This is a genomic window from Vibrio sp. M260112, from assembly GCF_036533775.1.
Taxonomy (GTDB): domain Bacteria; phylum Pseudomonadota; class Gammaproteobacteria; order Enterobacterales; family Vibrionaceae; genus Vibrio.
In genome coordinates this window covers 23,908-34,182 of sequence record NZ_JATABH010000043.1, presented here as the reverse complement: position 1 = coordinate 34,182, position 10,275 = coordinate 23,908, and the positions used below count along the sequence as shown (strand labels likewise).

Here is a 10,275-nt window from a genome sequence, read left to right as displayed (position 1 = left end):
TTACATGAAACAGTAACTCGGAATCATCAATGCAAAGCAATGTGGCAACTATTAAAACGGGTTCGAAACTTTATGGATAACATTTCATCGTTTCCCAGCGGTGGTCATGGAGTACAAAAAGTGAAGCATAATTAGGATCAGCTATTTAGAGCGTTGACGCTTTGCTTTTACGCAGTTTTTAATAGCAGTTTTAAGCATACGTTCAGTTACGGGTAACTGTTTTAATTGTTGGATGTATAGCTTTTCACTTTCAGAAGTAATGAATTCATCAGTGCTTATATCTTCATACTCAGCAGGCAAGCTTGTAGGAGAGTACTCCTTACTGAGAGCTTCAAGCGTCTTTATGAATTCAGCGAGATTTATTGAGTTAGGCCCATTCTTAACCATCGCGTCAATTGACCATTTAAACCACACTCCCTCAACTCTAGAAGTAAATGCGTGTAAATTTTCGGCTGACACAGAAAGACGTAGATGCTTAGCTATATCATTCTCTACGTCTACAATATTCGAAGCCTCAGACGAGACATAAATACAAGAAACTAGCCTTACCTGCTGGTCTACATCAAGGTTTGAAAACGCCTTGTACGCCTCTTCGTTAGCCTTGTTTCCACCCTTATCTGCAATTTCTCGCAACAATCTCAAAGCATCTGTTTCGTTTCTCAAAAGCTTATTTGCTGATAAACAAGCAGCAAGAGATCCTTCAACGACGGTTTCAGTGCTTAGTAGAGTGAGTACAGGGAGGCGATCGAGAAAGGACATCTGATTGGAGATATTCTGACACCAAACACGTAACGTTTTCCATATGTCAGGGCTCTTATCCGTCAAGTTTCCTTTTGAAAGGTGGTGCTTTGACTGAATTAGTTCCGTAGAGATTGCTCCATCTTCTACTGATAGATCATCAATAGTTTCAATTGTTATCGTGCAGTTGTCTATATCGCTGACTTCTCTCGATTTTTCCAATGCAACAAGCAGTCCTAATCTTAACTGATAGAGGTAGCCAAGTAATGACGGGGTGGCATCAAATGAAGGGTGCGACATTAAATCTCCTGTTCGTAGCAACTATCTAACCTTGGGCAAGTGCAACATACTTAAACCAATGTTACTTAAAGATAAGTAAGCAAGCCTTTAATATATCCACACAACTTTGATGTGAAAAGAATTTTATATGTTTTCGTGCGCTATAGCAGCTTTTAAAAATCAGCTATCAAACACAAAGAAGTATGAGCAGCGTCTAGTTCTACTGCTGGGTTTTCTACCAACGATATAGGACTTCAACCAAGATTCTGATCTAATAAAAAACAGAGTATCTACCCATCAAAAATGACAACGGTATTGTGTCTACAGTACAACAAGATCGCAAAAAGAGATAAATACTCTGCATTCCCCTTCGACCAATCGAATGCAAGCGATTTTCAAATAGTTAAAACACCCCTCGACATGGGCTATTCATAATATTTAAGATTACTTTATTTAATGCTTGGTAACGTTTTAAACTTCCTCACGAATTCAAATAACAAGTATTATTAAATTTTCTCTAAAAGTCAGATAATTAGATTCATAACCAATTTCACTGGTACATACATTCGTGGCAAAAAGTGTCGATATCCAACACTTATTCGTGGGAAAAAGTGTAGAGGTACTACACTTATTCACGGGGAAAAGTGTAGTTTGGGTAACTAACAACCAAGGTTCGCATTAAATATTTTTATCCGAATCAAGCGTACACTTTCGAGAAACCTTTATTCGATTGCTCTCCCATTAAGTGTCTCACAGTAAAATCCTACGAATGAATTCATTCCAACTAATCGTATAGCTCAGCCATCGTCCTATAGAGTTATATTTCGTATAGATCCGCGCTAAAGATATACAACCACACTAATATCAATGAGATTTTTATCTAAATTTTTTATCGAATTTGTTCAAACGCTCAAATATTAAACTAGAGCCACGTAAGTGACAGATAAATATAGATATAAATTAATAACGTAATTTTATAAGTAATAATATAATCCAAACCTCAAAAAATAAAAACCACAGTCATTTTTTTTAAAAATTACATTAAAGATTAAGACATTACCTATACATGATTATAAATCTAGGATTTATATAAGTTATAATATATCCCTTTAAATACAACACCTTAGAAACAAAACCTTCTAGACAATGCCCAAAATAGACGCTACTAATATATTAATCACTGAGGATTAAACATATGAAAGTAGCCACTCAACCATTAATTACCAAAAGAGAATTAAATCGCATCTCGAAATACATAAGAGATCGTTCAAATGGCGCACACAAACCTTTCATTACCGTTAGACAATCAAACAGCGTTGGTCTGTCTCACATTGTTTTCAGTCACAAAACAAACCGTTGCCATCACCTATTAAGCCTTGGAGAGTTAGCGCTATTTTTGCATCTTGAACACAACCCAGATGTTATTGATATCCACGAACAATACCCGCTGCCATTAGATGAGACTCTCGAATGCGCTGTAGAGTTAAATATTCGTCACCCTGCAAAATACAAAGAACGCACAGGACGTGAAATTCCTGCTGCAACGATGACAACTGACATTGTAGCTACCCTTCGCGATGCTAACGGCCAACTGTTCCTTCAACCATTCAACTACAAACCTAGTTCGTCTCTTGACCCTGAGTTGGAATCGACGCGAAAAGTATCTCGAACTCAACAGAAGTTTCGCATTGAGCAAATGTATTGGGAACGACATCACTATCAGCTAATACAAGTTACGGAGAACGAACTACACCCTAACAAAACTTATAACCTTCAGTGGCTTAGAGAAGCTTATCATCATGCCCAAGAAAACAAGCTTGAGGAAAGCCAATTTCAAAACATTCGAATGACTCTTAGTCAGAGGCTACAAATGTCCCCAAAGCTCACTCTCAAGCAACATTTGAGTGATACAGCAAGAATGCACAACATCACTCAACTAGCTGCGTTAAGAATATTTCAGCACTCAACGTATTCGGGACAGCTACAGGTTGACCTGAATGAACGTATCGAGCTTTTTCGTACAGTAAAAATGGTTCCGTATCACGATGAGAATTAACCAAAAACTAGTCGATGACACTGAAAGCATGGAATACCTCATCGTAGATATCTGCTATGAACTTGATTTAATTGCTGTTACTCAACTCAACGTAGTTAGACCTAAAAGGCCACATACGTTAGTCATGACCGATACGATCAACCAACTAGAGTCGGGGAAATGGAAGGTACAAGAGCATTCCTTTAGCCCCTTCCTCTACATGTCGGACGAAGAGTTACTGAATGACAAGAAGCGTAGCAAATGGTTAGAGCGTCGGGATGCCAGCTTCACCATAATTGCCCCACTAGTCGATAACGACGAGCTGCGTTACAACTATTTATTTTTGGATAGCAGTTCAATTCTACATAGCTTAATTGAAGCGTCAGGTCGTAGCCGTAGCTATGTGGCAAAAATTTTAAATCGCTATTGGTACTATGGATCTCACCTCAACGCATTGTTGCCCCTATGGAGAAACTGCGGTACTAACCCGTTCCTACCTGAGTCACCAGAATCAATCCAAGATCCCGAACTAGGAAAAAATGGGCCAAAAACCAAATATGGTAATCCATACCGAGGAGTTACAAAGAAAGATATTGCGAACATCAAACTGTTTTCCAAAGGTATTCCAAATGGCAATAAAGTAAACCTAAGTGACCTCTACGGCCAGTTTACGCGTCAATTTATGTATGCACGGGTCAAGCCTATGTTTGACGATGCGCAAGAACTTTCGTTGCCCGTTCCAAGAGCCAAACTGATTTCACCTACAAGCTTTAAATATCATTTCAAAAACAACGTTGATCAGCTCGAAATGATTCGAAAAGCCGTTGGAACAATTAACTACCAAAAAGATCGCAGGGGTCGAGCAGGGCTTGCTATACAAGGCGTCCGTGGCCCTACAAGCCGCTATGAAATAGATGCTACAGTAGCCGACCAATATATCGGTTACCCGTATGACAAAACCAACCAATTGGCGACAGGTCGCCCTGTTATCTATCTAGTTGTCGATACTTGGTCAGGCATGATCGTCGGTACGCATTCATGTTTTCATGGCCCAGACTGGACTGGAGCGTCTCAAGCCCTTTTCAACTCATTTACCGATAAGGTGGAATTTGCAAGGCGCTATGGTGTAGAAATCACAGAGAACGAATGGCCATGTCATCATGTTTGCTCTCAACTCGTGATGGATCGTGGTTCAGAATATACAGACCGTAATATTGAAAGCATTCTTAAAGGGGAAATTGGCTTATCAATCGCCAGTTTCGCTCCTTACCATCGCGGCGACTGCAAAGGCACCGTAGAGAGGCTCTTTGGCGTTTTTAATCAAAACGCCATTCAATTCGTTCCAGGTCAAGTAATGAAGATTCCCAACAAGGAAGGACAACACGCTTCTAGAAATGCGTCGATGTCCTTCGAAGCGTTTATGGAAAAGCTTATAAGGACAATCATTCATACAAATAACAACCGCTTGAGAAAGAATAACCATACCTTCGAAATGTCCCGCGATGACGTCGGATTTTCTCCTAGAGATCTATACGTCTATGGGCTAGAAGAAATGGTGATGCCTCATTCTCAGATACCACAAGAACGGCTACGTTTCGCCTTACTACCCGCAGACAAAGCGAATGTGAGAATGGAAGGAGTTTACTTCAAAGGGCTCTATTACAGTTCAAATAAAATCATCCAAGAAAAATGGCTAGATAAAGCTCGAAACTTTGGTCGCTATACAGTGGAGGTTCGATACGACCAAAATTTAACCAATTGGATTTGGTGTAAAGATCCTGAAACTAATGAACTGATTACCTTGGAACTTACCGACCGTTCCGAGAAATATCGCAATCAGATTTGGCAATCGACTCTGCATGAAATCGAATTAACCAAACAAAAACAAAGCCTTCATGAAGAACATTCATTCGCAAACAAAATAGACTACCTGAACAAGATAGATGAAATTGATAAACAAGCCAAAGCTGACGCTCGATTCCTAAAAACATCCTCTGCTAAGTCTATCGAGAAAGGTATCAAAGAGCGTAAGAACATTGTTTCGTCCATCGAACGTAGCAAGCAATCAGAACGAATTGCAGCCACTTTAAACTCTAAAGAAAGCACTAAATCAAGCAGCACACTTCAACCCCAAAACTTGGAATCACCTGACTTTTTCGACTGTGATGACGACTAATATGAAAGCTAACTATATTCCTCACCCTAACTCTCAGATGACTGGAAACCCGCTGATTGAAGCACTTGGATTTCCACTGCTACCCAAGCAATTTATTCAGGCGACAACACAATCGCCAAAATTGTCGCTCGACATAGATGCAATTCCTCCTGAGCACCAAGGCTACTACACAAGAACACTCATCGATAATCTCTCTGAGTGCTATGTAGTTCAGGATGAAGCCCCACGCCTTTATGACACCGTATTTCGCATGATTGAGCGAGGCTATATCTATCGCAATCCTTTGGTGTATGGCGATATTAAACAATTGCAATTTGCCGACTCTATTGAAATACCTGAAGGGCAAGAGCGCATTCTAAAGCAAACAGCAAATCAGCAGAGTTTTTTGGTAGCAGGTCTATCAGGTCGCGGAAAGTCAGCGATGGTAGAAAGCATCTTGTCTGCCATTCCTCAAGTCATTTCACATCAAGAGTACCAAGGACATAGGTTCATCTACGAACAAATTGTTTGGCTTAAGATCGATATCCCAACAGCTCGCGGGCAGCGTGCACTACTCTGGAGGATTCTTGAGTCCATCGATTCGGTAACTGGTGAGAATTACTATGAGTCACATCAGAAAAGCTCAGTTACAGCGCTCATGATTGCGGTTCGTAAGGCGCTACTCATCCATGGTGTTGGGATTATTGTTCTAGATGAAGCTCAGAACCTATCTGAAACTCGACAGTACGAGAAAGTTGGTAACAACGAGAACGCCACACTAAAATTCGTGGAAGAGTTGTTTAACAAGGTTGGTGTACCACTATTACTCGTCGGGACACTATCAACACTCAATCTGTTTTCTAAAGAGATGACTGCCGCTAGGCGAATTGGAAAGACAGGGGCGCTACTCTTAGATCAATGTGATGTTGAAAGCTCGTTTTGGAAACGCTTCATTAAGCAAATGTGTCCTACACAATTACTAAAAAATCAGACAACTGACACAGATACCTTAACTCGCCATATTCACTACCTATCAGCAGGCATTCCTGCTATCGCAAGCAGTTTAATTAAAGCAACGATGTCTTATTTGACCTATCTAACGCCAAACAACCAAGATCTGAGTATCGCGGCATTAGATCATGTATTTAAAGAGCAGTTTATTTTAGTTTCTGGAGCACTAACTGCCCTTAAGCGAGGCCAGTTCTATAAGTATGAGGATTGTAACCCTTTATCTCATTTACATTCGGTTCAAGAAGATCTCTTTTCTTATGACAATGTTGATGCTGGCGGCAAACCGATCAAAGCACAAGCAACCCAAAACTCATCTTCACAACTGAATCTAACTGAAAAAGATAAAGAAATGCTTGATGACCTTACCCCTGAAGCTCTATTGGCACAGGCTCGTAAGTATGAATAACATCTTAAATATACTTCCTAGCGAACATCTGCGAAGTTACCTTCATCGAATTCATACTATGTCTCCATTTGGTACTTTTAATACTACCGCGCGACGTATAGGGCTGCCTCACTTTAGCGCCTCTCCAGTCACGGTATTATCTGAACTCGATCACTCGCTGATGGACACGCTCCATACTGACAATCGTGTAGTTTGGAAAACGCATTTGAACGGCAACCTCATCGAACCATTCCTAAACGAACATGAGAATCAGCAAATACCGTTGTTTCTTACAGGAAAGCCGTATCACATTGAATTTATCCATTCGCAAACAGTGCACAACCGCACATGGCGTTACTGCAAAGACTGCGTTGAGGAAGATCAAGACACGTATGGTGTGACGTATTTCCATCAACCTCACCAATTGCAAGGCGTATTTCACTGTTACAAGCACGGTTCAAAGCTGATCAACGCCTGCTCTTCATGTGATTACCGCTTGAAGAACATTAGCCGAATGCCAACACCAACGTTAGCTTGTCCAAATTGTGATTCCAAAATGACAGACCAGGAAGTGTATTTTGATGATGCGATGCTGAAGGTTGAACGGCTTATGATTGCATTAAACAATGGAGAGCTTCCACTCAGCCTTGAACTCGTGCAACAAAGCACCTTAACTCATATGGGCTTTACGCTTGAGCAAACTGAAACATTAGCGTTCAAAAGAGCCTGTGCCGATTGGTACAAAGACATTTTTACGACTGTAGGTGAGGACGCTCTAAAGCAGTACTTCTCAAACACGAAGAAAATGAATGGCTACACGATGTCTCCCACTATGCGAACTACACGTCTATTTTTATCGACGTCGACAAACAGATTTAGTCCTCCAGTAATCTACATTCTGATGCTGGTCGCCACAGGCCAGCTTTAAGCTATGTACTTCCACCATATCGCAGGAGAAGCAGTTTATAGCCTAGTCGCACGATGCCACTTTGCCTCACCAAGACGCTCGCTACGCGAAAAAAACCGAGCTCTTCTTGGACGCACCGATGTTCGAATTAACCCACAACTTCCATGCATGCTCAAACAAATTTCAGAACAAACTTCGATAGATGTGGATAACCTTTTGTACTACGGTACATGTTACCCAGTCGTTGCGGCTTCTATCCAACGTAGTAAAAGCACGACCATGCTTAAACTACACATGCTAAGCAATGATGGCAGCCATATCGCGGCTTTATCACGAGCTACTGCTTCTAGGCTAAGGTTTAACAGTGGACTAAAGTGCTGTCGACAGTGTCTAGAGGAAGATTTGCGTAACTGGGGACATGGCATTTGGCACACCATCCACCAATATCACGGTATGTTCGTTTGCCCAAAGCATGCATGTTGGTTGCAATACGCAACGACAGGTGCTGATGGTCTTAACAAGCGTATTGAACTCCCTCCTACGCCTTACGCCACCAATTTCCATGGTTCTGAACTCTGTTTAGAGCGAGCATTGAGGTTAGCGTTATTCATCAGTAGTTGGCATGACTATGAACGCCAACTTAGGAGCGGACATGATGTTGCCGCAACTCACTCATTTTGGATGAGTCAGGCTCACCTCCTAACTCTTAAAGGACACATTAGGCAGGTAGAAGCAATAAGCCGACTACAAGAGTTTTGGGTTCCTCTATTTGCTGACGCAACGCTGCTGCCTTCAAAACTTTATCAGTTCAATTTTTTAAGAAACCTCCTGAGCAGCCATCACAACAGTCATTACATTCAACATGCACTACTTGGTGGGTTCTTTGCTGAAAATGCCAGTTGCTACTTTGAGCAATTTAAGCAGGTGGCGCAACCTTGTAAACGGGTACTACACGAACCTCGCGTCCATCTATCAGAACTTGAATCAGGAAACTCGCTTCGTTCTGTCGCCAAGGCGACGGGCTATTCTATGGGCTATCTAGCAGCCCTAGCGCAGCGAAATGGGATAACGGTTAATCATCGATTCAAACGACTAAGCAACTCGCTAGTCGATAGGATAATAAGGCTCGCATTCCGTGGATTTCACCGACGAGATATCGCGAAATTATGTGATGTTAGCGTTGGAACGGTAGAACAAAAAATCAACTCAATATCAGGCTTAGCCGCATGGAGAAAACAACTCTGGTTCTGCCAAAAACGCAATCAATGTCGCCAAACCCTTAAGTCAATCATTTCCCAAAAACCAACAATAACTCGCACAGAGATTAAGCATTCGAGCAGTTGCTACATGTGGCTATTTCGATATGACAAAGATTGGCTGAACCAGCACTTACCAAAACGAGTCTCTCCCACGTTTCACCCATCTATCGACTGGGATCAGGTAGACAAAAAACTCGCTAAACAAATTAGGCAGCAGGTCAAGAGCGCTAGATCCATATCGCATGTCGAGAGGCAGGTGGACTCACAACATTCGCTAATGAAAAACAGAAAACGCTTGCCCCTATCGATTAGGCAGGCAGAAAAAATCGTCTCAGAATCCAAAAATTAGGAACTATTACTATGAAATTTCTCGGTAAATTCAAACAAATTTTCGAAGCACACGAAGTAAAACCTCACTTACGTGACATCGCGATGTTTGTGACTCTTAATAATACAAGGCTCTATCCGAGAGAGCAGTTTGATGAAAATGGAGACATTCATCCGTACCTAGCACCACGTCTTGACCTGATTAAGATCATCAAACAAGAAAACTCAGTTAAGTGGTTCTTTACTGAAAAAACTTATCAAATTTGGGATTACAAAGTACCTGTTAGGCGCCCAGCTTTCCTCAAGGCACGCATGAAGCAATACATGAAAGCCGAAAAGTTGTTTGAGCAAAGTCGTAACTATGTCACAGCTAGCCCTGCATCACTCTTAAGAAGAGACGATGGAGCGAAAGTGTTCAACATGTTCTGTGATTACATGCTCACATTTAATCAAATCGCTGTTGAGAGCAAATCTATAACATTGAATGAATGGCTTGTGTGGTTTTCAGACATCAGGCGTATTGAAGCACAAAAAGAAGAAAACAAAGAAAAACAAAGACGTCACCGAGAAGTTATCGCTGAATGTAACAAACTGGAAGATGACCAAGACTCAACCGACGAAAATTAACCGTATGATGACCAACGCAATGATCGCTTTGAGGAGATCTGATGAATAAGCTCGAAACTAAACGATTAAAAGCTATTGTCTCGCTTCTCAACGGCCTAGAACTAATTTCTCATGAGGAGTTACCCGAAGAGCAGCACAACGCTCTTTGTATCAATGTGAACGGCTGGAGGTACTACCCGTCCTTTCAGTTCGATGAGCATTTTAACCTTATAGATAACCTTAGAAACAATCTTAGTCTCATGCGAGAAGGCCGAGACGACACTGATATTCTACTTTGGATGGTCTCCGAGAAATCGGTATTGGTGGAGCGAGCAGTTGCTCCACCAGCATTAGTTTCTAAATACCTAGATAAAGGTGACTTAGAAGGCTACGAGAGATTGGTCTCAGCAGAAGCGCGAAGTCATAAATACGTAACCGCCAAACCTTGTGACTTGATTGATGACCCGTTGTTTGAGGTGTTCGTTGAGGACTGGTTGAAGTCAGATGAAAGAGTAATCACGAAGGTAAAAACCTAACAATTGAAAACTCTCACGAGAATGATATTTCGTTAAA

The 10,275-nt window shown here is 41.4% G+C and carries 8 protein-coding genes and 1 pseudogene; 8 read left to right on the top strand and 1 reads right to left on the bottom strand.

What is annotated here, in order from left to right:
• Positions 1 to 135: pseudogene (locus QTN95_RS16000) on the top strand (IS630 family transposase); the annotation flags it as partial.
• A 6-nt stretch (positions 136 to 141) separates the two neighbouring features.
• On the opposite strand, the gene QTN95_RS15995 reads toward QTN95_RS16000, so the two are convergent.
• Entirely contained in the window at positions 142 to 1,038 is an 897-nt protein-coding gene (locus QTN95_RS15995; protein ID WP_331418141.1) for a hypothetical protein, read from the bottom strand.
• 1,174 nt (positions 1,039 to 2,212) lie between these two features.
• On the opposite strand from QTN95_RS15995, the gene QTN95_RS15990 reads away from it, so the two are divergent.
• Genes QTN95_RS15990 through QTN95_RS15960 form a run of 7 tightly spaced genes read left to right on the top strand, consistent with a single transcriptional unit; the run spans position 2,213 to position 10,238 of the window.
• Positions 2,213 to 3,073 (top strand): TnsA endonuclease N-terminal domain-containing protein, encoded by an 861-nt coding sequence (locus QTN95_RS15990; RefSeq protein ID WP_331418140.1) that lies wholly within the window; start codon positions 2,213 to 2,215, stop codon positions 3,071 to 3,073.
• Complete coding sequence (locus QTN95_RS15985; protein ID WP_331418139.1) at positions 3,063 to 5,228, top strand: integrase; 2,166 nt, start codon at positions 3,063 to 3,065, stop codon at positions 5,226 to 5,228. Before QTN95_RS15990 ends, QTN95_RS15985 begins: the two co-directional genes overlap by 11 nt.
• A 1-nt stretch (position 5,229) precedes the next feature.
• Positions 5,230 to 6,624 carry an ATP-binding protein gene (locus QTN95_RS15980; RefSeq protein ID WP_331418138.1) on the top strand — a complete coding sequence of 465 codons (1,395 nt, stop codon included), beginning with the start codon at positions 5,230 to 5,232 and terminating at the stop codon, positions 6,622 to 6,624.
• Positions 6,617 to 7,531 (top strand): TniQ family protein, encoded by a 915-nt coding sequence (locus tag QTN95_RS15975; RefSeq protein ID WP_331418137.1) that lies wholly within the window; start codon positions 6,617 to 6,619, stop codon positions 7,529 to 7,531. The genes QTN95_RS15980 and QTN95_RS15975 overlap by 8 nt, the downstream gene beginning before the upstream one ends.
• A gap of 3 nt (positions 7,532 to 7,534) precedes the next feature.
• On the top strand, positions 7,535 to 9,118 hold the full coding sequence (locus tag QTN95_RS15970; protein ID WP_331418136.1) for a TnsD family Tn7-like transposition protein: 1,584 nt from the start codon (positions 7,535 to 7,537) through the stop codon (positions 9,116 to 9,118).
• A gap of 11 nt (positions 9,119 to 9,129) precedes the next feature.
• A complete protein-coding gene (locus tag QTN95_RS15965) occupies positions 9,130 to 9,723 on the top strand; it encodes a hypothetical protein (RefSeq protein ID WP_168780512.1) in 594 nt (197 codons plus the stop codon).
• Positions 9,724 to 9,764: 41 nt separating this feature from the next.
• Positions 9,765 to 10,238 carry a hypothetical protein gene (locus QTN95_RS15960; RefSeq protein ID WP_331418135.1) on the top strand — a complete coding sequence of 158 codons (474 nt, stop codon included), beginning with the start codon at positions 9,765 to 9,767 and terminating at the stop codon, positions 10,236 to 10,238.
• The last annotated feature ends 37 nt before the right edge of the window (positions 10,239 to 10,275 follow it).